At 58.0% G+C, this 24,267-nt stretch carries 19 protein-coding genes and 1 tRNA gene; 5 read left to right on the top strand and 15 right to left on the bottom strand.

Features of this window, described 5'->3' with window-relative positions; translation table 11 throughout:
• Window positions 1–94: 94 nt before the first annotated feature.
• The 6 genes from gap to pgi form a co-directional block, all read right to left on the bottom strand.
• Window positions 95–1,108 carry a type I glyceraldehyde-3-phosphate dehydrogenase gene (gene gap / locus B4U49_RS10365; RefSeq protein ID WP_078084519.1) on the bottom strand — a complete coding sequence of 338 codons (1,014 nt, stop codon included), beginning with the start codon at window positions 1,106–1,108 and terminating at the stop codon, window positions 95–97.
• A gap of 106 nt (window positions 1,109–1,214) precedes the next feature.
• Window positions 1,215–1,844: a bifunctional 4-hydroxy-2-oxoglutarate aldolase/2-dehydro-3-deoxy-phosphogluconate aldolase gene (locus B4U49_RS10360; RefSeq protein WP_078084518.1), complete on the bottom strand. Its 630-nt coding sequence runs from the start codon at window positions 1,842–1,844 to the stop codon at window positions 1,215–1,217.
• A 51-nt stretch (window positions 1,845–1,895) separates the two neighbouring features.
• Complete coding sequence (gene pgl, locus B4U49_RS10355; RefSeq protein WP_338036829.1) at window positions 1,896–2,636, bottom strand: 6-phosphogluconolactonase; 741 nt, start codon at window positions 2,634–2,636, stop codon at window positions 1,896–1,898.
• Between the two features lie 8 nt (window positions 2,637–2,644).
• Window positions 2,645–4,102, bottom strand: a complete 1,458-nt coding sequence (gene zwf / locus B4U49_RS10350; RefSeq protein ID WP_078084516.1) for a glucose-6-phosphate dehydrogenase — start codon at window positions 4,100–4,102, stop codon at window positions 2,645–2,647.
• A 57-nt stretch (window positions 4,103–4,159) separates the two neighbouring features.
• Window positions 4,160–5,992 carry a phosphogluconate dehydratase gene (gene edd, locus B4U49_RS10345; protein ID WP_078084515.1) on the bottom strand — a complete coding sequence of 611 codons (1,833 nt, stop codon included), beginning with the start codon at window positions 5,990–5,992 and terminating at the stop codon, window positions 4,160–4,162.
• A gap of 44 nt (window positions 5,993–6,036) precedes the next feature.
• Window positions 6,037–7,767: a glucose-6-phosphate isomerase gene (gene pgi / locus B4U49_RS10340; RefSeq protein ID WP_078084514.1), complete on the bottom strand. Its 1,731-nt coding sequence runs from the start codon at window positions 7,765–7,767 to the stop codon at window positions 6,037–6,039.
• A 438-nt stretch (window positions 7,768–8,205) separates the two neighbouring features.
• Here pgi and B4U49_RS10335 point away from each other — a divergent pair, with 438 nt between their 5' ends.
• Window positions 8,206–9,252: a LacI family DNA-binding transcriptional regulator gene (locus tag B4U49_RS10335; RefSeq protein WP_078084513.1), complete on the top strand. Its 1,047-nt coding sequence runs from the start codon at window positions 8,206–8,208 to the stop codon at window positions 9,250–9,252.
• 166 nt (window positions 9,253–9,418) lie between these two features.
• Here the strand turns inward: B4U49_RS10335 and B4U49_RS10330 are convergent, their stop codons facing one another.
• From B4U49_RS10330 to nagK, 4 genes are all read right to left on the bottom strand, one after another.
• On the bottom strand, window positions 9,419–10,753 hold the full coding sequence (locus tag B4U49_RS10330; protein WP_078084512.1) for a sugar MFS transporter: 1,335 nt from the start codon (window positions 10,751–10,753) through the stop codon (window positions 9,419–9,421).
• Between the two features lie 84 nt (window positions 10,754–10,837).
• A complete protein-coding gene (gene nagA, locus B4U49_RS10325; RefSeq protein ID WP_078084511.1) occupies window positions 10,838–11,962 on the bottom strand; it encodes an N-acetylglucosamine-6-phosphate deacetylase in 1,125 nt (374 codons plus the stop codon).
• Window positions 11,963–12,008: 46 nt separating this feature from the next.
• Complete coding sequence (gene nagB-II, locus B4U49_RS10320; protein ID WP_239692576.1) at window positions 12,009–13,052, bottom strand: glucosamine-6-phosphate deaminase NagB-II; 1,044 nt, start codon at window positions 13,050–13,052, stop codon at window positions 12,009–12,011.
• Between the two features lie 70 nt (window positions 13,053–13,122).
• Window positions 13,123–14,073, bottom strand: coding sequence for an N-acetylglucosamine kinase (nagK, locus tag B4U49_RS10315; protein ID WP_078084510.1), 951 nt, complete (start codon window positions 14,071–14,073; stop codon window positions 13,123–13,125).
• Between the two features lie 489 nt (window positions 14,074–14,562).
• Between nagK and B4U49_RS10310 the strand changes: the two genes are divergently transcribed.
• From B4U49_RS10310 to B4U49_RS10300, 3 genes are all read left to right on the top strand, one after another.
• Window positions 14,563–15,873: a substrate-binding domain-containing protein gene (locus B4U49_RS10310; protein WP_158078600.1), complete on the top strand. Its 1,311-nt coding sequence runs from the start codon at window positions 14,563–14,565 to the stop codon at window positions 15,871–15,873.
• A 44-nt stretch (window positions 15,874–15,917) separates the two neighbouring features.
• The gene (locus B4U49_RS10305) at window positions 15,918–16,778 is read left to right on the top strand and encodes a DUF6279 family lipoprotein (RefSeq protein WP_078084508.1); all 861 of its coding nucleotides are present in this window, start codon (window positions 15,918–15,920) and stop codon (window positions 16,776–16,778) included.
• 175 nt (window positions 16,779–16,953) lie between these two features.
• Complete coding sequence (locus tag B4U49_RS10300) at window positions 16,954–18,228, top strand: aspartate aminotransferase type Ic (protein ID WP_078084507.1); 1,275 nt, start codon at window positions 16,954–16,956, stop codon at window positions 18,226–18,228.
• Between the two features lie 96 nt (window positions 18,229–18,324).
• Here B4U49_RS10300 and B4U49_RS10295 read toward each other — a convergent pair whose 3' ends face one another.
• From B4U49_RS10295 to B4U49_RS19470, 3 genes are all read right to left on the bottom strand, one after another.
• Window positions 18,325–19,428, bottom strand: coding sequence for a phosphoribosylaminoimidazolesuccinocarboxamide synthase (locus tag B4U49_RS10295; RefSeq protein WP_078084506.1), 1,104 nt, complete (start codon window positions 19,426–19,428; stop codon window positions 18,325–18,327).
• Between the two features lie 105 nt (window positions 19,429–19,533).
• Window positions 19,534–20,643: an AI-2E family transporter gene (locus B4U49_RS10290; RefSeq protein WP_078084505.1), complete on the bottom strand. Its 1,110-nt coding sequence runs from the start codon at window positions 20,641–20,643 to the stop codon at window positions 19,534–19,536.
• Window positions 20,644–20,706: 63 nt separating this feature from the next.
• Window positions 20,707–21,000, bottom strand: a complete 294-nt coding sequence (locus tag B4U49_RS19470) for a sulfurtransferase TusA family protein (protein ID WP_078084504.1) — start codon at window positions 20,998–21,000, stop codon at window positions 20,707–20,709.
• Window positions 21,001–21,166: 166 nt separating this feature from the next.
• Between B4U49_RS19470 and B4U49_RS10280 the strand changes: the two genes are divergently transcribed.
• A complete protein-coding gene (locus B4U49_RS10280) occupies window positions 21,167–22,672 on the top strand; it encodes a M48 family metalloprotease (RefSeq protein WP_078084525.1) in 1,506 nt (501 codons plus the stop codon).
• A 122-nt stretch (window positions 22,673–22,794) separates the two neighbouring features.
• Here B4U49_RS10280 and nadA read toward each other — a convergent pair whose 3' ends face one another.
• Together nadA and B4U49_RS10270 are read right to left on the bottom strand one after the other, a co-directional pair.
• Window positions 22,795–23,871, bottom strand: coding sequence for a quinolinate synthase NadA (gene nadA / locus B4U49_RS10275; RefSeq protein WP_078084524.1), 1,077 nt, complete (start codon window positions 23,869–23,871; stop codon window positions 22,795–22,797).
• 158 nt (window positions 23,872–24,029) lie between these two features.
• Window positions 24,030–24,105: transfer RNA gene (locus B4U49_RS10270), tRNA-Lys, on the bottom strand.
• Window positions 24,106–24,267 lie beyond the last annotated feature (162 nt).

The raw sequence follows: 24,267 nt of genomic DNA, 5'->3' as shown, positions 1-24,267 counted from the left end.
GAAAAGCAAAACCGGAGCGGGTATTGCACCCGCACCGGTGCGATAACATTCACGTTATCAGGCTGCTATGACAGCCTTATTTTAAACGCTGGCTTTACAGCTCGAGCGCCTTGGCCATCGCCAGGCTGGTATCCAGCATACGGTGGGAGAAGCCCCACTCGTTGTCATACCAAGCCATTACTTTGACCAGATTGCCGTTCACTCGGGTGTGATTGGCATCGAAGTGGCTGGAAGCAGAGGTGTGGTTGAAGTCTACGGAAACCAGCGGTTGCTCGCAGAAAGACAGTACACCGCCTTTGATGGTGCCAGCGGCATCGCGCATGATCGCGTTGATTTCATCGACAGTGGTTTCGCGGCTAGCGATAAACTGGCAGTCCACCAGAGAAACATTGTTCACGGGTACGCGTACTGCCATACCATCCAGTTTGCCTTTCAGCTCCGGCAGAACCAGGCCAACCGCGGCAGCAGCTCCGGTTTTGGTCGGGATCATGTTGTCAGCTGCGGCACGGGCGCGGTAGATGTCCTTGTGTACGGCATCCTGGGTGTTCTGATCATTGGTGTAGGCGTGCACAGTGGTCATAAAGCCGCGCTCGATACCGATGGCTTCGTTCAGAACTTTGGCTACAGGTGCCAGGCAGTTGGTGGTACAGGATGCGTTGGAGACAACCTTGTGCTCTGCGGTGAGCTTGTCGTCGTTAACACCGTAAACCACGGTCAGATCTGCGTCGCCGGAAGGTGCGGAAATCAGTACCGCTTTGGCGCCGGCCTGCATGTGCTGGGACGCCGCTTCTTTGCCGGTAAACAGGCCGGTGCACTCCAACACCAGATCCACTTCCAGCTCACCCCAGGGCAGCGCCGCAGGGTTGCGCTCCTGGCAAACCTTGACGGTGTCGCCACCGATAACCAGGTTTTCGCCTTCTACCGCAACGTCGGTATTAAAACGGCCATGTACGGTATCGAACCGGGTAAGGTGAGCGTTGGCTTCTACCGGCGCCAGGTCGTTGATGGCAACCAGCTGAATGCGATCGTTGTAACCGGATTCATAGATCGCGCGCGTTACATTGCGGCCGATGCGGCCATAACCATTGATAGCAATTCTGAGTTTCATATCGCTACACCCTCTGTGTCTTGAAAATTTATGAATTTTTATACGGGGTGCCGGGCGTGTCCCCCCCAGCACGTGTTTACTCTGTGAAAACGATTCTGCCGGGAAATTAGCCCTTCAGCAGAGTGGCCTCTTTTGCCAGGCGAGTGATTTCCGCCCAGTTTTTCTCGGCCACCAGCTTCGGTGCCGCCATCCAGGAACCGCCTACACAAACCACGTTGGCCAGACCCAGGTAGTCTTTGGCGTTCTTTGGGCTAACACCGCCAGTGGGGCAGAACTTCACCTGCGCCAGCGGGCCACCAATGGACTTCAACATCGGCACACCACCCGCAGCTTCTGCAGGGAAAAACTTCTGATAGCGGTAGCCGCGCTCGAGTAGACGCATCACTTCGGATGGGTTCGCCGCGCCAGGCAGCATGGGAACAGAAACATCGCCCGCCGCATCCAGCAGCGCTTCGGTAGCACCGGGGCTCACCATGAAAGTTGCACCAGCATCAACGGAACGGCGTACGTCCGCCGCATTCAGCACGGTACCAGTACCGACGTGTGCATCCGGCAGGTGCTTGGCAATTTCTTCAACTGCGGCCAGCGCCGCTTCGGTGCGCAGAGTCACCTCCAGTACATTCAGGCCGCCCTCAACCAGCGCCTGAGCCAGAGGCAGAGCTTCGCTGACGTTATCGATAACCAGAACCGGAACGACACCGGCCTGTTCCAATACGGGTACAAGTGACTCTTGCATCATCTACTTCCTATAGGTCTCAATTCTTTTTAAATACGAACCCAACCGGGCTCACGGTGCCCAATAAACAGTAACCGGCTTCAGTCCCTGCTTGAGAATACTGCGCACCGGCATTTCCAGCTCGTCGTCACCCAGCAGCGCCTGCCGGTAGACCTTGAGCTTTTCCTCACCGGTAATCAGCAACTTGATTTCTTTTGCTTGCAGAATGGCCGCGAGGGTAAGCGTCATACGCTCGGTGTGCACGCCAGTCACTGCGCTTTGCTTTGCGGTAATGGCTTTGCACAGTTTTTCCGATTTGGTGTCCAGCGCATCTGCAAGGCCTTCCGCATGGGGAAAGAACGATGCGGTATGTCCGTCATTACCCATACCCAGTACACACACATCAAATGGACGCGGCAATTCCTGATATGCGCGCTCGCAATCGGCCTCACCTTCTGCGGGCGTGGCCGCGGCGTTTTTCATTCCCAGGCACGGCGCCTTGCTGGCTTCGTTCTGCAGCAAACTGTTGGAGATAAATGCCAGGTTGCTACCGGCCTCGTCTTTCTCCACCCAGCGCTCGTCTACCAGCGCAACGTTCACGTTCTGCCACGGCAACGGGCGTCGGGAAAGCTCGCGGTACACCGGCTCCGGTGAGCTGCCGCCGCTGACCAGAAAGGTGGCCTGTCCATTCGCCTTGATACCCGCGTGCAGTGCCGCGGCACATTCGTTGGCCAGCGCCAGTGTCAGACGTTCCCGGTCTGCAAAAAACTTTTCTTCAACCATGTCTCTAAGACCCTGTTTTCGTTTTTCCACCTGATTTCTCAGGGGTTGAACCAGTGGTGGCCATTCTCGGCCAGCAGCTGATTGGAGGCCTGGGGCCCCCAGGTGCCTGCGCGGTAAAGCTGTGGCTGGTTGGCGGTTTCGCGCCAGTGGTCGATGATCGGGTCAACCCAGGCCCAGGCTGCGGCGACTTCCTCGCGATGAATAAACAGCGCGGAGTTGTTGGCTGCCGCATCCAGCATCAGGCGCTTGTAAGCGTCGCTTTTGAAACTGTCATAGGTGTCGGACAGGGTGAGGTTCAGCTCTACCGGCTGCAGCTCCATGGTGAGGCTGTCCATTTTCTTCGCCATCAGAACCAGCTTGATGCTCTCTTCGGGCTGCAGGCGGATTACCAGACGGTTCGGCAATACCTTTCCGGCTTCCGGCTGATACACACTGTGGGACACGTTCTTGTACTGAATCACGATTTCCGCACAGCGCTTTTCCATACGTTTGCCGGTGCGCAGATAGAAAGGCACACCGGTCCAGCGCCAGTTGTCGATATGTGCGCGAATCGCAACAAAGGTTTCGGTAGTACTGTTAGGTGCCTTGAGCTCTTCCAGATAGCCCGGTACCAGCTCTTTGCCCAGACCACCGGCGACGTACTGGCCACGAACGATATTCTGGTCCACATCCTGGTCAGTCAGCGGGCGCAGTGCCTCAAGCACTTTGATTTTTTCCGAGCGGATATTGCGCGCGGACATACTGTTGGGCGATTCCATCGCGATCAGACACAGTAACTGCAACAAATGGTTCTGCACCATGTCGCGCATCGCACCGGTGTCATCATAGAAACCCGCGCGACCTTCGAGGCCCACGGTTTCGGAGATGCTGATCTGGATATGGTCGATGGTTTTCGCATCCCAGAGATGCTCGAACAGCACGTTGCTGAAACGCAGCGCCAGCAGGTTCTGTACCGTTTCCTTACCCAGGTAGTGATCGATGCGGAAAATACTTTCTTCGGGGAAGTACTCGGCAATCTTGCTGTTGATTTCGTCAGAAGTCTTGGCGTTGTAGCCGAGCGGCTTTTCCACCACGACACGGGAATTTTCGTGAATCAGTCCCTTAATTGACAGGTTTTCACAGCAGGGACCAAATACCGCCGGCGGAATTGCGAGATAGAACAGGCGCGTGCGCTCGGTGTCCTTGCCGAGGATATCCACCAGGCCATCCCACTGCTCGTCGGGCTTGGAGATATCCAGCGCGACGGCGCGTAACTGTGCGCTGAATCCTTTCCAGTTTTTATCACTGTATTCACCGTCGCGCAGGTGGGTTTTCAGCGCCTGCTGCGCGGTTTTCAGGTAGACGTCAGCGTCTTCCTGACGACGGCACACCGGCAGGATGCGGGAATCCTTGTTCAGACCGCCTTCAATATAGGCCCGGTACAGGGCCGGAATCAGTTTGCGCAGTGACAGATCTCCGCCACCACCAAAAAGTACCATGTCGAATGCGTTTGCCATTGTTTTTGCTCTCAAGCAGTTGCGCGCCCCCGTTTCCGGCGAGCGCGCTGAATTCAGTTAAAAAAGAATGCTTCCACCGGTTTCTGCGCCGCTAGCGAGCTTGCGCATATTGGTGAACAGGTCGCGCCCCATGCCGGTGGCATTGGCGGACAGATCGCACTCCGCTGGCGCGCGTGCGGCCAGCTCTTCATCACTTACATGTACTTTGAGAACGCCGGCTTCCGCGTCCAGCTCAATAACATCACCGTCCTGGATTTTTGCCACAACGCCACCTTCCAGCGCTTCTGGAGAAAGGTGAATGGCTGCCGGCACCTTACCTGACGCACCGGACATACGGCCGTCGGTGACCAGCGCCACTTTGTAACCGCGATCCTGCAATACACCGAGCGACGGGGTCAGCTTGTGCAGCTCTGGCATACCATTGGCCTGGGGCCCCTGGAAGCGCACTACCGCGACAAAATCCTTCTCTAGTTCACCGGCCTTGAACGCATCCAGCAGCGCGTCCTGACTGTTGAATACGACAGCCGGCGCTTTCACTTTCAGTTGCGGCGTTTTCAGGGCGGATACCTTGATCACACTGTTGCCGAGGTTGCCCTGCAGCAGCTGCAGGCCACCGTGGCCGGAGAAAGGATCGCTCGCCGGACGGATGATGTCGGGGTTGCCCGACTCTTCCGCCGTGGGACGCCATACCAGTCCGTCCCGGTCTTCATTCAGGAACGGATCGTAGGTGTAAGGCTCCATACCGGAATCACCCAGTACGGTGCTGACATCGTTGTGCAGCAGGCCTGCACCCAGCAATTCGCGAATCAGGAACTGCATACCGCCAGCAGCGGCGAAGTGGTTGATATCTGCGGTGCCGTTCGGGTACACGTGGCACAGCAGCGGCACGATCTCGGAGAGCTCAGCCATATCCTGCCAGGTAATCTGGATGCCGGCGGCACGTGCCATGGCAATCAGGTGCATGGTGTGGTTGGTGGAACCACCGGTGGCATGCAGGCCAACAATGCCATTTACAAAAGACTTTTCGCTGAGGATTTTCGCGATGGGCGTGTAATTGCTGGGCTCGGTAATCTGCACCAGCTGCTTAACCGCCTCGTGGTTCAGTGCATCGCGCAGCTCCGTGCCCGGATTGACAAAAGAACTACCCGGCAGCTGCAGCCCCATGATTTCCACCAGCATCTGGTTGCTGTTGGCAGTACCGTAAAAAGTACAGGTACCGGCGCTGTGGTAAGACGCGCTTTCCGCTTCAAGCAACTCCTTGCGGCCGACTTTACCTTCGGCATACAACTGGCGAACACGTACTTTTTCTGCGTTGGCAAGGCCGGTAGGCATGGGGCCTGCCGGGATGAACACCGCCGGCAGGTGACCAAAAGACAGTGCACCGATAACCAGGCCAGGCACGATCTTGTCGCAGATGCCCAGATACATACCACCATCAAACATGTCGTGAGACAGGGAGATGGCAGTGGCCATGGCAATAACATCGCGGGAAAACAGTGACAGTTCCATACCCGGCTGCCCCTGGGTGACACCGTCACACATGGCGGGGACGCCACCGGCAACCTGTGCGGTAGCGCCGTTGCGCAGTGCTTCCGCTTTCAGCATTTCCGGGTAGGTGCCGTAGGGCTGGTGGGCCGACAACATGTCGTTGTAGGCATTGATGATCGCCAGGTTGGGACCCTGCCCGGAAGCAATCAGGTTTTTATCCTGATCGCTGGACGCCGCCATGGCGTGCGCCAGGTTTCCGCAGGACAGCTTGTGGCGCGCACGACCTTTGCCTTGGGCGCGCTCTACCTGCGCCAGGTAGCTGGCGCGGGTTTCTTCGCTGCGGCGGATGATCCTGTCGGTCACCGCCTGTATCCGACTGTTTACCACTGTAGTGTTTGCCATTTTGCTTAACTCTTCGTTTTTTATCAGCTCGCCACAGTTTTTTATTAAGCCTGTTCTCCAGCAGACTCGGCCGCCTCAACTTCAGGTAGCCCCGTGGTCGTAACCGCGCCGCGTTTGAATCGGCGATAGTATTGGATCAGTTGCGCTGTAGAACCGTCTTCTCCAGCCAGATCACCTGCAGCCAGTTTTGGCTCCAGCGTGTTGGCAAGACCCTTACCAAGTTCCACACCCCACTGATCAAAGGAATATATTTCCAGGATCACACCCTGCACAAAAATCTTGTGTTCGTAGAGTGCAATCAACCCTCCCAACGCGCGGGGGGTCAACTCTTTCAAGAGTATTGTGGTGCTGGGCTTTCCACCCCTGTGCACCTTGAACGGGGTCAGCCTTTTTATCTCTTCCTGTGACAGCCCCTTGGCTGTCAGCTCGCGGGCGACCGACTCGGCATCCACACCGCTCATCAGCGCCTGACTCTGGGCGAACATGTTCGCCAGCAGTATTTCGTGATGCCCCTCGAGATCGTGTCCCGGAGTCACACTGCCGATGAAGTCCGCCGGCACCACCTCCGGGCTCTGGTGCAGATACTGGTAAAAAGCATGCTGCCCATTGATCCCCGTCTGCCCCCATATTAGAGGGCCGGTGGCGTAGTCCACCTCCACCCCTGCACGGGTGGTAGATTTGCCGTTGCTCTCCATATCTGCCTGCTGCAAATAGGCTGGCAACATGTGCAGCGCCTGCTCATAGGGCAACACCGCGTGCGCCGGATACCCCATAAAGGTGCAGTACCAGACACTCAGCAACCCCATGATCACCGGCGCGTTCTTTTCGAACGGCGCCTCACGGAAGTGGCGATCCATCTCTGCAGCACCGTCCAACAGTGCGCGGAAGTTTTCGTAGCCGCAGGCAATAGCGATGGGCAATCCGATTGCCGACCACAGCGAATAGCGTCCGCCGACCCAATCCCAGAACCGATAGGTCCGCTCTGGCAGGATCCCGAACTGCTGTGCCTTGTCTGGGCTCGAAGTCACGCCGACAAAGTGGCGCTGCAACAGTCCCTCCGCAGAAACATCGGGCGCTGCGCGCTGCAACCACTTGAGGGCACTGCGCGCATTGGTCATCGTCTCGCTGGTAGTGAACGTCTTGGACGAGACGATAAAAAGCGTTGATTCGGCATCCAGGCCGGCCAGCACATCCGTGAGCTGGGCTCCATCCACGTTGGATACAAAGTGCACCGCGACATCGCCCTTCCGGTAGGCACGCAGTGACTCTATGACGGTCTGGGGTCCCAGATGGGAACCACCGACACCGAGATTGACCACATCGGTGATCCGTTTACCGCTGTAGCCCGTCAGGTCGCCATTATGTAGTAAAACTACAAACTCTTTCAAGCGCTGCAGCTCAGCCTCCGCCAATCCCGTGACGGATACCCCGCCGACCTCCACTTCAGCGCCCAGACCGCCGCGCAGTGCCGGATGTAGAACCGGCCGCCCTTCCGTGGCATTGATCGGTTTACCGGCGAAGAAATCGCTCCGCCACTGCTCCAACCCGGCCTCTTCCGCGAGACGTAGCAAATTTACAAATACTGACTGGTCGAGATGATTTTTGGAGAAATCCAGCAGAAACTGCGGTAATTCCATGCTGAACGCCGCGGCGCGCTGTGGGTCTTCGCTGAACAGATCTGCCAGCCTGCGCTGCTTCACCTGCGCGGCCTGCGCCTGTAGCGACTGCCAGATGGCGGACTGGGAAATGGCGGAGTGAGAGTGTGCACCTTGCATGGTATGCCCCCTGAAAGTGGCGCCCACCGGGAGGTGGCGGGCACCGGTTATTCTTGTTTACCCGAAAGACAGCGCTTGCACCCCAAAACCCCAGAGGCATCAAAATAAAATGACAACGCTGTCAATTTAACGAAAGATTCACACAGCGCCCCCGCCCTGTCAATCGGGTTTGTAGTTTTCTTTCACAGATTCAGCGGGGTCAGAGCAATAGCCGTGCAACTCAAGAGAGCAGCCGCCCCACTCGGCACACAGGCAGCAGGAAAAGGGTAAAACCCCTAAACTTGGCGGGAAACCGCGGTGAAAAATCAGCTTTCGGCTGCAAAGCCGGGCTTTCGCGAAGAAATGACCATAAATCCATCGTCGCGCACGCACTAACCGGGTAAACTGCCCGGCTGGGTATGCACAAGGACCAATTCCGATAAGGGAAAATAGCCGATCATGAAGAGCACCATCAACGATGTGGCCGCAAGGGCCGGGGTGTCGATCAAGACTGTATCGCGGGTTATCAATAATGAACCGTCGGTGAGACCTGCCACGCGCAAGAAGGTGATGGATGCAGTGGAGGAGCTCCACTATCAGCCGAACCTGGCCGCGCGCAATCTGGCCGGCACCCGCAGCTATACCATTGCCCTGATCTACGACAACCCCAATGCCTATTACGTGATCGACATGCAAAACGGTATCCTCGAGGCCTGCAAGGCACGGGGCTACGAGCTGCTGATCCACCCGAGTAACTCCAAATCGGAAACGGTGCACGATGAACTGCGCGCGCTGGTGGAGCACTCGAAGGTTGCCGGCGTGGTGCTCACCCCGCCGTTCTCGGAAACCCAGTCGGTCATTGATGAAGTAAAGCGACTCGGCCTGGACTATGTACGCATTGTTTCCAGTGGCGCCGCGGAAGGCGACGAGGACAACTGCGTTCAGGTAGATGACACCGCCGCGGCGTACGACATCACCAAGCACCTTATTGAACACGGCCATAAACGCATCGGCTTCCTCTGTGGTGGCGAAGAACACATCTCTACCCACGGACGCCTGGAGGGTTACAAGCAGGCCCTACAACAGGCCGGTATCGCAATCGATCCAAGCCTGATCATTCCCGGCGAATATGCGTTTGACTCCGGTGTCGAAGGGGCAAAATTGCTGCTGAACACCGATAACCCGCCCACCGCCATTTTCGCCAGTAACGATGAGATGGCGGCCGGCGCACTGTTCGCCGCGCGACTGATGCATATCGAGATCCCCGAGCAACTGTCGATTGTCGGGTTTGAGGACAGCCCCTTCTCCCGCCAGACCTGGCCGAAGCTGACCACTGCACACCAGCCGAACAACGAGATCGCCAAGTGTGCCGCAGCGCTGGTACTTAACAAGGCGCGCAGCAAAAGCGCCTCGGAAAGCGCAGCCGCAAACAAGGATGCAGGCATCGTCAAAAAGTTCGTACCAGAACTGCTGGTGCGCGACTCCAGCGGTGACTCACCCCGCTAAAGACAGGCAAAAAAAAGCCCTCACATGGAGGGCAAAGATGACGAGAACCAAAGAGAGAAACTTCATAAGAGAAGTTCAAAAAAATCCTTTTAAATACCTCTTCCTAAAACACTTTCGAAAAAACTGACTGATTGAGATGCGACGGCGGACCGACCTGAAAACCAGGTTATTTGGTCCAGCTGCGCATCTTGTGCCCTTTCAAAGCGTAAAACAGGATGAACAGGTACGCCGGAATCGCAATGATGTAGGCTGCCTGGCCGTCTCCGGTATCGGCGAAGTGCCCGTACAGGGGCGGCAGCACCGCGCCACCGGAAATACCCATAATCAGCAGCGCCGCGCCCTTGGAGGTGAATTTACCCAGGCCTTCCAGCGCCAGCGGCCAGATCGCCGGCCAGCACATGGCATTGGCGAAGCCCAGCAGTGCGACAAAATAAACCGCGTTAGGAATTTCCGGCAGACCAAAGTGGGCCAGGGTTGCGGACGACATGGCAGTGCTATCAAGCGAACCACTCATGACCGCAAAGGTGAATGCAATACCCAGCAGCGCGGAGATCAACAGCGCAGTCTGCTGGCTGATAAAGCGTGGGATAGCGAAGGTGCCCCAGAGATAACCCAGCACCATAAACACCATGGTGTAAGAGGTCAGTACGGAGGCCACGGAGGTATCCAGACCCGCCTGCTTGCCCAGCAGGCCAATGGCGTCGCCGGCAATGACTTCCACACCCACGTAGAAAAACAGGGCAATGGATCCGAGGATCAGCTGCGGGAATTTTTTCAGCCCGGTGAGGGTAATCGCCGCATCTTCCTGGCCTTCGATCACTTCATCTTCGATATCCGGCAGCGGGGCAAACATCATCGCCACCGCCAGTACAAATCCGAGCACGGCCATTCCGATATACGGTGAAACCAGCTGGCTGGCGAGCTCATCCAGCTTGGCGTCTTTCGCCGCAGCAGTCAGCGCAGACAGCTCGGCTTCGGAAATACCGCTGATACCGGACATAACCAGCGCTGCGAATACCAGCGGAGCAACAATGCCCGCGCCCTTGTTCAGCAGACCCATGATGCAGATCCGCACCGCAGCAGTTTCTGGAGAGCCGACTTTCACCACGTAGGGGTTGGAAGCGGTTTGCAGAACGGTCAGACCGGAGCCCACCACAAACTGGGCCAGCAGGAAAATGCCGAACATCCGACTGTAGGCCGCAGGGATAAATATCAGGGCGCCCACTGCCACCAGCGCCAGACCCAGCGCCATACCGGTTTTGTAACCAGTACGCTCGATGATCGCGGCCATGGGTAGCGCCATCACGGTGTAAGCAATATAAAACGCGGAAGCCACCAGCATCGCCTGGAAGCCGGTCAGGTCACAGATGGTTTGCAGAAACGGAATCAGGGCGCCGTTCAGCCAGGTTACAAAACCGAAGATAAAAAACAGCAGGCCGATAATGACCATGGGTAAAACGCTACTGCGCGTTTCACTCTGACTAATCACTGCGGTATTCATAGACTCACCTTTTATTATGGTTTGGCCTTACTGGCTTGCGGGGTGCTTCCCCGATTATCTATTCGAACAGTCCCCTTCGCGGATTTAAGCCGCGAAAACTTCCTGCCCGTTAATCCAGGTCTTTTGAACCTGAAGTTCGTCATCGATCAAAATAAAGTCTGCCTGCGCACCCTGCTGAATGCGCCCTCCGGCACTGCCCAGGAACTGCGCTGGGTAGAGACCCGCCATGCGCAGGGCTTCGGTCAGCTCGACGCCACACCAGTCGCGGATATTGCGCACCGCACCGATCATATCCAGGTGGGATCCGGCCAACTCACCGGTAGTCGAAGTCAGCTTGTCACCATCGCGGGTGACAATGCGCTCGAACAGCGGGAAACTCATTTCATCGCTGCCCACCAGGGACATGGCGTCGGTCACCAGCATGATTTTGCCGCGGGGCTTGGCCTTGAGCGCGAGTGTCATGGCCTCGGCGCTGACATGGTGCCCGTCCGCAATCAGTCCGCACCAGCAGCCATCACTGATCAGAGCGGTGCCCACCATGCCCGGATCCCGCGAATGTAGCGGTGACATGGCGTTGTACAGATGGGTGAACCCGGTTGCCCCGGCGGCGACTGCCGCTGCCGCGGTCTTGCCATCGGCATTGGAATGCCCCAGGCATACCTTCACACCGAGCGCGACCAGTTTCTGGATATCCTCTGTCGATACATTCTCCGGCGCCAGGGTGACCATTTTCAGGCCGAGGTCGTCGCGGGCGTATATCGCCAGCTCCTCGTCACTGAGTGGGCGGATAAACTTTTCTTCGTGGGTACCCTTTTTCGGGGTACTCAAGTGTGGGCCTTCAAAATGCACCCCCAGTACGCCGGGCACGCCCTCTTTCAACGCGGCACTGACTGCATCCGCAGCGCGCTGCATGACATCCACCTGATCAGTGATCAGGGTGGGCATAAATCCGGTGGTTCCGAAACGGGCGTGGGCCGCGGACATCTTGCCCAGCGCATTGACGGTGGTGTCGTTGTTGAACAGCGCTCCACCACCACCGTTGACCTGCACATCAATCAGGCCCGGCGCGAGCAGTCCCTCGAGATACACCGCATCCGCAGTAGGCTCGCCGCCTAGCGCGATAACCTTGCCGCCCTCGATAGCCAGCGCCACGTCACTGCGCAGCTGCTCGCCGTCGAATAACTGTTGTGCGATGAATGCCTGTGTCACTTGCCCGCTGCTCCCACCTTTCGTCACTGAACTCAATCGACCCGACTCAAACAGTCTGGGTGACTTTTTTCAGGCCGGCCGGCTCATCCGGGTTGATGCCCCGACTGACGGCAACATGGGCCACGTCGAGATAAAAACGCTGTAGCAGAGCCAGCGGTGCAACACGCGGGTGAACCCCCTTACTCGGCACATGCAGATTGATCAGGGTGCCACCGCGACGGATGATGTCGGCGATCTGTTCGCTGTGCGCCTTGTAGGACTCGTCCTCAATGGGCACGTTGACCACAGTCAGCTTCTGCTCCACCAGGGTCACCGGACCGTGCAGGAATTCCGCGCTGGAGAAGGACTCTGCGTGAACACTGCAGACTTCTTTCAGCTTCAGCGCCAGCTCGCGGGTAATCCCGTAACCGGGACCACGCCCCAGCACCACCAGGTTTTTCACCGCTGCGAGGTCTTCCGGGCGCAGCTGTACATCGGACTCAATGGCGTCGGTCAGCGTCTGCGGCAGCATCTCGACACCGGCCTTCAGCTCGGCATCCTGGGTCCAGTTGGCAACCAGCTGCAGCACTGCAGACAGGGTGCACAGGTAGCTTTTGGTGGCTGCAACAGCCAGTTCCGGACCAGCCTTCAGGGGCACAACCTGATCGACAATATCTTTGATCGGCGCGGTTTCATCATTCACCAGCGCCACGGTGTAGGCACCGGCATCTTTCGCCATCTGCGCCTGGGCGAGGATGTCCGGGCTGCGGCCGGACTGGGAAATCACGATGACCAGTGCGTCTTCAAGCTTCAGCTTCTTGCCATATACACTGGACACGGACGGCGCCGCCGCAAAAGTGGGTGTGCCGGTTTCGATTTCGATCAGGTATTTGGCAAACACACCGGCGTGATCCGATGAGCCTCGACCTACGATCATCACAAAGCGCGGCGGCTTGTTGCGCAGGCGCTCGCCCAACGCTTCCATGATCGGGGCATTGTTCTTCAATTGCTCGGCAATCCGGCTCGGGGCCTCGCGGGCCTCGGTTTCCATTACTGTCATCGCCATAGAAGCATCCACCTTGTTGGCCTCAGCGGGAGTCACTGCGCTCATAAAATCTGTCCGTAAAATCCGTATGACTTTTGTGGTCTATCAACCTGTGTGTTCTAGCTAATGCGCACGCTTATCCAAAGAGCGCTTTCGCATCCGCCTCATCTGCTGCACGCACTTCGCTGTCACCCAGTGCCGCCAGGGAGTGTTGGGCGAAGTAGACACAGCCCAGCTCCGGCGGATCCAGCGGATCGGAAACCCGCTCCGCCACCTGCGGTTTCAGCCAGGGCTTGAGGCGCGGCGCCAGGCCGCCAATCATGGCCAGGCGCGGCGGCTTGCTTTCCATCAGCTTCTCCGCGAGATCGCTGATATACGCGGCACCATCGCGCATGATGGATACTGCGACCGGGCAATCAGCCTCTGCACACTCCACTACAGGCACTGCCAACCTGGCGTACTGACTGGACGGTTTGCCCGCCATCAACTCGATCACATCGTAGGGATCTTCCGTACCCAGGGCCTTCTGCACCTCGCGCTGCAGCATGGATTCGGCAGCAAGCCCCTCCATCGCCATCAATACGTACTTCACCGCTTCCATACCCAGCCAGGCACCACTGCCTTTATCGCCGTGGGGAAAGCCGTGACCGCCGACAATTTCGCTGCGCCCATTGACCCAGGAGTAACCCACGGAACCGGTGCCAGCGATAATGACCGCGCCGTCGCCACCACGATGTGCGCCGAGACAGGCCGAGTGCTGGTCGGTAGTAAGGAACATCTGCTTGAAGGGGTGTGCCCAGGCGTTCATCTCGTTGTAGAGACGGGGCATGTTGACGCCAGCCAGGCCGACACCGGCCACCAGCTCGCCCAGTGTTTCTGCGGGCATACCCGCATCTGACACGGCCAGTGCGGCAGAGCGCACGATGGAGTCTATTGTCTGGGCATATCCATGAAGGGGGTTTGCGGGCCCGGAGACTCCGGTACCCAGCAGGCGATTGCTGGCATCGAAAATCGACGCGCGGCACTTACTGCCACCGCCATCAACGCCAACATAGAGAATGTCCCTGCTGTCTCTCAAAGCAACCATCTGATCCGGCCCCTAAGATTTTCTATTGTTATGTGTCCTTACCGGATTCCCCACCGCATTTCTGCGCCCCAGGGTGGTCCGGCCCGGCGTCTCGAATGACGCCTGTGCAATATAGGAGAAATACTACAAGACAAATGACAGCGTTGTCATGCCCTTTTTCAAAAAAAATCCCCAATATCCGCGGTTCGCCCGCCTACTTCCTCCCTGGCGGCGAAAAAATCGCCAGGCGGCTCGCTGCAGCCCGCAGCCTACGGTAACCGGGAACAAAAAACAAACAACCGGAACCGGTGTATGTATCGGTTGCTGGCGCCAACCGTCAGTCGACCCAGTTCAAACTGGTTGCAATAACTTCGTCACACTTTTCTGCGATAAAGCGCGCGCCCGCACAAACGGAAATACTCACAGCGGGGCACGCAAACGCAAACCGGCCAGTATCAGGAAGTATAGGGGGAAGCGATGGGACGCTGCCAAACCGCCAAGCGACTATTAATGACAACATGGAGTGTGGCGCTGTTGCTGCTGGTGTGGAACACCGCTGCCGCCAGTGATAATGCGGCGAAAGTGCTGTTCCGGCTGACGGGCTCCAACACCATTGGCGCAGACCTGGCGCCGGCACAGGTAAAAAGTTACCTGAAATCCCAGGGTGCTACCGACATCACCCAACGCAACCAAGGGGAAAAGCACTGGATCCACGCGCGCCTCAACGGCCAGCCGGTGGTGGTGCCGATTATCGCCCTCGGCTCCAGTACCGGCTTCAAGGCCCTGGACGAGGGCACCGCAGACATCGGAATGGCCTCGCGCAAGATCAAGCCCAGGGAAGTCGCCATGCTGTCCCGTTTCGGCAACCTCACCAGCCCCCAGGCAGAACATGTCATTGGCCTGGATGCACTGGTGATCACGATTCACCGGGACAACCCGATCACCCAGTTGACCATGGCGCAGCTGGCGCAGATTTACCGCGGGGAAATTCGCAACTGGGCGCAACTCGGTGGGCCCGACCTGCCTATTCGCCCCCTGCACCGGGACATGGAGTCCGGCACCCGGGCTACCTTTGACGGCGAAGTGTTCGGCCGTAGCCGCGCCACTCCCCACTTTATCCATGAAGTTGCCGGCAACCACGAAACCCGCGCCCTGGTGCAGCGTGATCGCGGCGCCATCGGGTACCTGCCCTACGCCGATGCAGACGGTCTGCACAAGGTGGCGATCAAGTCCGGCGACCTGGCGGCGGTGGTACCTGACCGCGGCATCATTGCCACAGAGGATTTTCCGCTCACCCGCCGCCTGTATCTCTACCGCAACCCCGCACGCTTCAATCCCCATGTGGACGGATTTATCCATCACGTGGAATCTCGTGCGGGACAGCAAATCGTCGCGCAGATCGGCTTTATAAACCTCACCCCCGTGGCGCTAAAAATGGCACCCTACGCCAATGCGCCGCAGAACTATCGCGAACTGATGGAAAATGGCGCGCGCCTGAGTATCTCCTTCCGTTTCGCAGATGGCAGTACCGAACTCGATAACCGCGCCCTGCGCGACCTGCACCGCCTGCAGGATTTCATGGCCGAAGAGCAGAACCGCACGCTTTCACTAACCCTGGTGGGCTTCTCGGACCGCAAATCCAACAGCAACATATCCGACCTGATCTCCCGCTTTCGCGCACTCAAGGTACAGGGCGCACTGCTGAGGGATCACGAGATGGGAGACAGCCAGATCATGGCCGTGGGCGCGTTTGCGCCTCTGACGCCGGACAGTGAACAGGGGCCCGTCAAAAACAGCCGGGTAGAAGTCTGGATTAACTGACCGGCAGGCAGCGAGGTTCACAGCAAGCGGCTATATTTATCGCCATGAACCTCACCCACCTCCGCACCGCCCTCACTCGCACCACCAGCGCCCTGCTGGTTGTCACCATGTTGCTGGTTGGCGGCTGCTCCAGTGTGCGCCTGGTTTACGGGCACCTGGACTGGTGGATGGACCGCAATATCAACAAGTACCTGGATCTTGACGGCGCCCAGGAAGATCTCCTCTCCCTGCGGGTGGACGAGTTCCATCGCTGGCACCGCCAGACACAGCTGCCACGCTACGCAGACTATCTGGAAACGCTTGCCGGCAATGTCGATGATCCCGACACCACCCCGGCAAAGCTGATAGAAATCGAAAAGCAGGTGGATACCTTCTGGCACAGTTCGGTAGTGATGTTGAGCGATCTGCTATTGCCACTGGTGGTACAGATGGATGACAAACAGATCGACCAGCTCGCGGAAAACGTTCGCGAAGAACGGGAAGAGTCTTTAAAAAAATGGGAAAAATCCAAGCGCAAACGGGAAAAACAATTCCGCAAAGAAGCGGAGCGCTGGCTCGGCGACCTGACCAGCGAACAGGACGCCATGATCGACCATCAGCTGGATACCACCCGCTTCGATCCGAAACGCCGGGATACGCAACGCCAGAAATGGGCCGACGCGTTTATCAGCACGTTGCGCAGTAAACCCCAGGGCTATGAGAAACAGCTCAGGGCACTGCTTATCGACCCACAGTCACTGTGGTCCGAAGACTACCGCCAGATGCAGGATCAACTGCGCGCCCAGGCGCGAAATCTTGGCGCCGAGATACTGAAGAGCGCCACACCACAACAGCGCGCCCACCTCAAATCCACCCTCCTCGATTACGCGTCGGACTTCCGTATTCTCGCCGCGCAAGAGCACTGACTTAACTAGCCGCGTTAAAAACTGCCAGTCGGTTTCAGGCGAAACAAATTATCTGCCGGCAACCGCTATTTTTACCGGGAATTGCGTTAAAAAAACTTCAGAAAACATGACGTAATCCGCCCGCGGCTGATAAGCTCCATCCCCGCAAGTTCAACCGCCATAGTGAGGATTTTCCGTGCGTATCGAGACCGCCCAACGCGAACAGCTGCAACAGTGGGAACAAGAGCTGGAGCAACAGTACCAGCGCATTTGCCAGCACAACCTGAGCCTGGATATTACCCGCGGTAAACCGGCGGCAGATCAGCTGAGCCTGTCCGACGGACTCGACGGTATTCTCAACGGTGACTACCGCGCACCCGACGGTACCGATACACGCAACTACGGTGGCCTCGAAGGCATCGCCGCCGCCCGCGAACTGGGTGCCGACATTCTGCAGGCGCCGTTTGAAGAAGTACTTGCCGGCGGCAACAGCTCCCTGACGATGATGTACCACGCGGTACTCACCGGCTACCTGTTTGGTTTTGCCGGCAACCCGCCGTGGAAAGAATTGAGCGCGCCCAAGTTTCTGTGCCCGGTTCCCGGCTACGACCGCCACTTCGCCATCTGTGAGCAGCTGGGCATTGCCATGGAAACCGTACCGATGACCGCTACCGGTCCGGACATGGATGTGCTGGAAAAGAAAATTCGCGAAGACGACCAGATTATCGGTCTGTGGTGCGTGCCCAAGTTCTCCAACCCCACCGGCGTGACCTACGACGAAGACACCGTTGATCGTCTGGCGCAGCTGGGCAAAATCGCCAACCCGGGCTTCCGCATTTTCTGGGATAACGCCTACGCCATCCACGACCTGGACCACCAGGTGAAACTGCCGAACATTCGCGAAGCGGCACTGGGCAACGACACTCCCGACTCCGTGCTGCAGTTTGCCTCCACGTCCAAGGTAACCCACGCCGGCGCCGGTGTCGCTTTCGTCAGCGCCAGCCCCGCCAACCTGGCTTCCCTGAAACAGCAGATGTCCGCCATGACCATCGGTCCGGACAAGGTTAACCAACTGCGTCATGTACGCCTGTTCCCGGAGCTGACCCAGCTGAAGGAACACATGCAGAAGCATGCGGAAATCCTGCGCCCCAAATTTGCCTGTGTACTGGAGCACCTGGACAAGAACTTCGCCGACACCGACCTGGGCGAATGGGAAACCCCTAAAGGCGGTTATTTCGTTTCCTTCAACACCCGTCCGGACGTCGCCTCGGAAGTGGTTCGCCTGTCTGCGGAAGCGGGCGTCAAGCTGACCCCGGCCGGTGCCACTTTCCCCTACGGCAAGGATCCGGAAAACACCAATATCCGCATCGCCCCCAGCTTCCCGCCGCTGGAAGAACTGGATACTGCGATGTCGGTATTTGTGCTGTGTGTGAAGCTGGCGAGCGTGCGCAAGGCACTGCAGGCAGCCTGATCGGTCTTTTCGAGACACAAAAAACCCGGCAGATTGCCGGGTTTTTTGTATGTGCGGTTTGCGCTTTCCACCTGAGCGGAAACCGAGAGGGACACCTCAGTCGATCAGGCCATATCCGTCACGCAGTACCTGAATGATTTCCGCTTTCGGGTTGTCCGGGATTTCCAGTTTCTCACCGATGATCTTTTCTGCAATTCCCACGTAGGTGGCAGACACATCCATCAGCATGGACTCCGGCAGTTCGTTGTCGCGGGCCAGTGCTTCACGCTCGTCCATACGGTCCTTATTCAGCAGGATATCCGGATCCGGGAAATGGTTCAGCAACGCCTGGCGGAATCCTTCTTTGGAGTTTTCCACCACCTTGCCATTGCGGTACTGCTCACCATCCCAGATGCGAGAGGAATCCGGGGTGCCCACTTCGTCCATATAGATCAGTTTGTCGACACCCTGCGCATCGGTGACATAACCGAATTCGAACTTGGTATCGACAAACACCTGATCCAGTTTTTCCAGCTCTGCAGAAATAACGTCGAAGCCCTCTTTCAGCAGTTGCTCATAGCGGGCGATGTCGTCGGCACTGCGGAAATTGAATGCCGCGAAGTTTTCCTCGATATTCTTGCGGGTGATATTCACGTCATCCGCTTCCGGCACACTGGGAATGCCTTTAAGAATCCCCTTGGTAGACGGGGTAATCAGCAACTCCGGCAGTTTCTGATCCTTGTCCAGACCGTCGGGAATCTGGATGCCGCAAAACTCGCGCTCGCCCTTGCTGTAGGCGCGCCACATGGAGCCGGTGATGTACTGACGGGCGATGGCCTCGATCATTACCGGACGCGCCTTCTGCACGATCCAAACGGCGGGATGCGGGATATCCAGGATATGGCTGTCTGCCAGCCCCTTCTCCTTGAACAGGCGGAACCAGTGGTTGGCAATGGCATTGAGTGCCGCGCCCTTGCCGGGAACGCCGCGCAAATTGCCCTCACCTTTCCAGATACAGTCGAACGCGGAGATGCGGTCGGAAATCACCATCACCGCCAGTGGCGCATCGGCGGCCACCGGGTAGCCCTTTTCTTCAATCAGGCGACGGCTGTCGGCTTCGGTCAGCCAGTAGACGGAGCGGACTTTTCCACTATGCACAGGCTTGTCTGTGCGAATCGGCAGGTCGTTGTTAACGGCCAATACTTTATCGGCAAGGCTCATGGACTTTCCTAATTGGTTAACCAAGGGGCGGCCCCCGGGATCAGGCGGCGAACTCTAGCAAATACCGGCGCTGCGAGACAGAGCTCGCAGTTACCGGTGAAGCGCCTATTCAGCGGGCTCCGAAGGCAGTTGTTCCGCAGCTTCCCTGGCCTGCCATTCGGCCTGATGCTCACTGGTGGGCCAGGCGTTGAGAATTGCCTTGGCCAGGGTTGCCAGCGGGATCGCAAAAAACACCCCCCAGAAACCCCAGATGCCGCCAAACACCAGCACCGCCATGATAATCGCCACCGGGTGCAGGTTGACCGCCTCCGAAAACAGAACCGGCACCAGCACATTGCCATCCAGCAACTGGATCATGCCGTAGGCAAACATCAGCCAGAAAAACTCACCGCTCCAGCCCCACTGGAACAGACCGATAGCGGCCACCGGGATAGTCACTACTGCGGCCCCGATATAGGGGATCAGCACCGACAGCCCCACCGCAACCGCCAGCAGGAGTGCGTAATTGACTCCCAGCAACAGGAACGCGACGTAGCTGACCAGTGCCACGATGGCGATCTCGATCACCTTGCCGCGCACATAGTTGGCCACCTGGTCATTCATCTCATACCAGATCTGGCGCAGCATGGGGCGCTGATGGGGAAGAAAAGACGCACACCAGGCCAGCAGCTTGTTGGAGTCCTTGAGGAAAAAGAACACCAGAATGGGCACCACCACCAGATAGATCAGGACCGCGGCGAGCACCGGCAGGTTGGCCAGGGAAAACGTGACTACCGTCTGCCCCAGTGTCCCCAGCTCGCTGCCGAGGGTAGTAAAGATTTCATCGATCTGCTGGGCAGTCACCAGCCGCGGGTACTGCTCCGGCAGCAACAGCAACAGGTCCTGACCGCGATCGATCATGTTCGGCAGCTCGGAGAACAGGCGCACCGTCTGCCGCGAGATGACCGGCATCACCACAAACAGCAGGCCGACAATAGTCCCTACCAGCACCAGGCAGGCAATGGATACCGCCAACCAGTGCGGTACTTTCCATGACTGTAACCTCTGCACCATCCCCTGCATCAGGAAGGCGATCACCAGCGCCGCCAGCACGGGAGCAAGAACACCTCCCAGTGTCGCCAGCACAATCATGGCGGCCAGTAACAGCAGTACCAGCAGCACCACCTCTTCCTGGCTGAAATAGCGATTTATCCAACCCCTAATAATCGCAAGCATAAATACTGTTCTCTCGAGACTTTTGCTTTGCCGGCGACTCTGCCGGTCGTCTTGATGGTTTGTTTATGGTTTTGTTATGCCACCGGCCACACATTGCAGCCAGTAGTGGAACTCCCCTTCCCGGGTCTCCGACCGCAGCAAAGGTACACCAGTGAGCGAACAAAAGCTGCGAACATCCCTTTGGGATGACGGATCGGTGGCCACCAGATGCAGTAGTGTACCTGGCGCCAGCTGCTTCAGGGCCCGACGCATCGCGAGCAACGGCTGCGGGCAGGGCAAGCCCCGGGCATCTACCCTGTAGGCAGCTTCCCAATCAAATTCAGGCGTGTCTGTGGCTTTGTTCGCTGTATCGGTCATAAATCTGCGGTAAAGAACCGTTAATGCCGCGAATTATAACGGCGCACTCTGGTCAATGGGTCATATCTATAGAACCTTTTCCTCCGGAGCTGATCAAAACCTCGACAGTCTCACAGGGACACGTATAGTGTTAGCGGTAGGCAAACCGGCAGGCGCAGTAGAGAATATGACCGAGATCCTTACAACATTCAGCCGACCCTGGAATCGCTACTGGCAGCGACTTTGCCGGGGTGCCACCGGCATCACCGCCGGCCTGCTGCTTGGCGCCAGTCCCATCGCAGCCACAGCCCAGGACGATCACCATATCCAGCTGCCACAGCTGGGGGACACCAGCAGCGGGCTGGTATCCCGCGCGCGCGAGAACGAGCTGGGGGAAATGTGGCTGCGTATGTTCCGCAGTCAGGTGCGTACCTCCAGCGATGCACTGCTGCAGCAGTATGTGGAAAACTCCCTCAAGTCCCTCGCCGAATACAGCCCCCTGGAAGACAAGAACCTCGATGTCGTGGTGGTCAACAATGACACCATGAACGCCTTCGCGGTGCCCGGCGGCGTGGTGGGCGTGCACACGGGCCTGTTCCTGTTTGCCGAGAACGAGGATCAGTTTTCCTCAGTACTCGCCCACGAACTCGCCCACTTGAGCCAGCGTCACTACGCCCGCTCCCTGGAAGCCCAGCGCAACAGCACCATTCCCACCCTGGCCGGTATGCTCGGTGCGCTGGTACTCGCCGCCACCGCCGGTGGCGATGCGGGCATTGCAGCGATGACTGCCACCCAGGCCGCCGCCCTCGACAACCAGCTGCGCTTCTCCCGCCAGAATGAACAGGAAGCGGACCGGGTGGGAATCGAGACCCTGGCCAAGGCCGGTATGGACCCACAGGCCGCCGGTGAGATGTTCGAACAGATGCTCAAGGCCACCCGCTATTATCGCCGTCCGCCGGAGTTCCTGCTCACCCACCCGGTTACCGAAAAGCGGATTGCGGACGCCAAGCTACGCGCCAACCGTATGGAAAAGATCCCCCTGCGCGACAGCCGTGAATACCACCTGATGCGTGCGCGTATCCGGGTAAACGCGGAGGCCACGCCACAGCAGGCGGTGAAGCGGTTCCAGGCGGAGCTGCGCGGAATCAATGACAACGAGGATGCAGCGCGCTACGGCCTTGCCCTGGCACAGACCTCGGCGGGCAAACCAGACACCGCAATCGATACCCTGCAGCCGCTTCTGGACAAGGATCCGGACAAAGATGCCTTTATTCTGGCGCGCGCGGATATCGACCTGGTACGGCAGGATTACAACAGTGCCACCAAGCGGCTGCAGCAGGCTGTCAACAAGAGCCCCAAGAACCACGCGCTGATCATGGGATTGGCCAATGCGCACTTCAAAGCGGGTAATTACCTGGCGGCCGAGCGCATCCTGAAGAAACACAGCCGGGTGCGCCGCAAGGATCCTGCGGTGTGGTACCTGCTCGCGGAAACCCATGGCCTGGCGGGCGATATTGTCGGAGTGCATGAGGCGCGCGCGGAGTACTACATCCTGAACGGGGTCTTCGACAAGGCACTTCAGCACCTGCGCCACGGGGTTCGCCTGGCCAAGAATGACTACCAGACCCACGCCATTCTGGAGCAGCGCATGAAGGATGTGATCAAGATGCAGGAGAAAGCGAAGGAGCTTTAAACAAGCTCTTCAGAAAGTAATTTTTGATACTGGCTCGGTGGCGGTAAACCACCGGGAATCCGTTTTCGAAAACGGATCCCCGTCACTTTACCTTCGATTCATCGCTGTTATTTCGAAAGCTATCAATCCAGCGGCTTACGAAAATCCAGCATCCGCTGCAGCGGTATCATGGCGCGTTTGCCGAGCTCCGGATCCACAAGGATCTCGTTGTCGCCCCGCTCCAGCACCCCGCACAGGTTCTCCAGCGAGTTCATCGCCATCCACGGGCAGTTGGCGCAGCTGCGACAGGTGGCGCCGGAACCGGCGGTCGGAGCAACGATCAGCTCCTTGTCCGGACATTGCTGCTGCATCTTGTAGAAGATGCCCTGGTCTGTCGCCACGATGAACTGCTTGTTGGGGCGGGTTTTGGCTGCATTGATGATCTGGGAGGTGGAACCCACCACATCCGCCAGCTCCACCACCGCCGCCGGCGATTCCGGGTGTACCAGTACCAGCGCGTCCGGGTACAGCGCCTTCAGATCCGCCACCCCCTTGGCCTTGAACTCCTCGTGCACGATACAGGCGCCGTCCCACAGCAGCACGTCTGCGCCGGTCTGCTTCTGGACATAGCTACCCAGGTGCTTGTCCGGTGCCCACAGGATTTTCTCACCCTGGGAATCCAGGTAATCCACCACGTCCAGCGCGATACTGGAGGTCACCACCCAGTCCGCACGGGCTTTCACCGCTGCCGAGGTGTTGGCATAAACCACCACCGTGCGATCGGAGTGCTGGTCACAGAATGCGGAAAACTCTTCGATGGGACAGCCAAGGTCCAGGGAGCAGGTCGCCTCGAGCGTCGGCATCAAGACCCGCTTGTTGGGCGTGAGGATCTTGGCAGTTTCCCCCATGAACTTCACGCCGGCGACTATCAGGGTCTCCGCCTGGTGCTCGGCCCCGAAGCGGGCCATTTCCAGGGAATCGGACACACAGCCACCGGTTTCTTCAGCCAGCTGCTGAATCAGAGGATCCGTGTAGTAGTGGGCTACCAGCACCGCATTCTGCTCTTTCAGCAGGCGCTTGATGCGCTCGCGCCAGAGGTTCAGCTCCTCTTCGCTGTACTGGTGCATAGCGGGATGCGCCAGATGATCCTGGATAAAGTCGCGCGCATCAATCGAATTGGGCGCCGGGCTGGTGGCAATTTTTTCGCTGCTGTCTGTCATGAGTCTCTGATACTGCCGGAAAAAGGCGGCATTATACCGATTCGGGACAAATTCGCCGATTTTCAGGCCCATGAGTGGGTCACAAAGGGAATATTAACGTCGCGAGGCGCTCGGGCCGAAAAGCCGGAAGAAATAGTTTTAGGGGAATCTTGAGGAAATGGTGGGTCGTGCTGGATTCGAACCAGCGACCAATTGGTTAAAAGCCAACTGCTCTACCAACTGAGCTAACGACCCTTAAGATTGCCTGACACCTCGTGACGATCACATCATCATTCGGTACTGGCTAACTACTTGTATAACCCGACTTGCGGCGAGTTCTTTAGTGGTTCCCGGCTCGATTGGAACAATCGGACAGCCGGCAACAGGAGGGAAGATGGTGGGTCGTGCTGGATTCGA

Source organism: Microbulbifer mangrovi (assembly GCF_002009015.1).
Lineage (GTDB): Bacteria > Pseudomonadota > Gammaproteobacteria > Pseudomonadales > Cellvibrionaceae > Microbulbifer > Microbulbifer mangrovi.
This window is presented reverse-complemented; position numbering and strand designations above follow the sequence as displayed.

Bases quoted from the DNA above. Each gene is read 5' to 3' on its own strand.
- gap (WP_078084519.1), bottom strand. From the start codon at position 1,108: ATGAAACTCAGAATTGCTATCAATGGTTATGGCCGCATCGGCCGCAAT.
- B4U49_RS10360 (WP_078084518.1), bottom strand. From the start codon at position 1,844: ATGCAAGAGTCACTTGTACCCGTATTGGAACAGGCCGGTGTCGTTCCG.
- zwf (WP_078084516.1), bottom strand. From the start codon at position 4,102: ATGGCAAACGCATTCGACATGGTACTTTTTGGTGGTGGCGGAGATCTG.
- edd (WP_078084515.1), bottom strand. From the start codon at position 5,992: ATGGCAAACACTACAGTGGTAAACAGTCGGATACAGGCGGTGACCGAC.
- pgi (WP_078084514.1), bottom strand. From the start codon at position 7,767: ATGCAAGGTGCACACTCTCACTCCGCCATTTCCCAGTCCGCCATCTGG.
- B4U49_RS10335 (WP_078084513.1), top strand. From the start codon at position 8,206: ATGAAGAGCACCATCAACGATGTGGCCGCAAGGGCCGGGGTGTCGATC.
- B4U49_RS10330 (WP_078084512.1), bottom strand. From the start codon at position 10,753: ATGAATACCGCAGTGATTAGTCAGAGTGAAACGCGCAGTAGCGTTTTA.
- nagB-II (WP_239692576.1), bottom strand. From the start codon at position 13,052: ATGAGCGCAGTGACTCCCGCTGAGGCCAACAAGGTGGATGCTTCTATG.
- nagK (WP_078084510.1), bottom strand. From the start codon at position 14,073: ATGGTTGCTTTGAGAGACAGCAGGGACATTCTCTATGTTGGCGTTGAT.
- B4U49_RS10310 (WP_158078600.1), top strand. From the start codon at position 14,563: ATGACAACATGGAGTGTGGCGCTGTTGCTGCTGGTGTGGAACACCGCT.
- B4U49_RS10305 (WP_078084508.1), top strand. From the start codon at position 15,918: ATGAACCTCACCCACCTCCGCACCGCCCTCACTCGCACCACCAGCGCC.
- B4U49_RS10295 (WP_078084506.1), bottom strand. From the start codon at position 19,428: ATGAGCCTTGCCGATAAAGTATTGGCCGTTAACAACGACCTGCCGATT.
- B4U49_RS10290 (WP_078084505.1), bottom strand. From the start codon at position 20,643: ATGCTTGCGATTATTAGGGGTTGGATAAATCGCTATTTCAGCCAGGAA.
- B4U49_RS19470 (WP_078084504.1), bottom strand. From the start codon at position 21,000: ATGACCGATACAGCGAACAAAGCCACAGACACGCCTGAATTTGATTGG.
- B4U49_RS10280 (WP_078084525.1), top strand. From the start codon at position 21,167: ATGACCGAGATCCTTACAACATTCAGCCGACCCTGGAATCGCTACTGG.
- nadA (WP_078084524.1), bottom strand. From the start codon at position 23,871: ATGACAGACAGCAGCGAAAAAATTGCCACCAGCCCGGCGCCCAATTCG.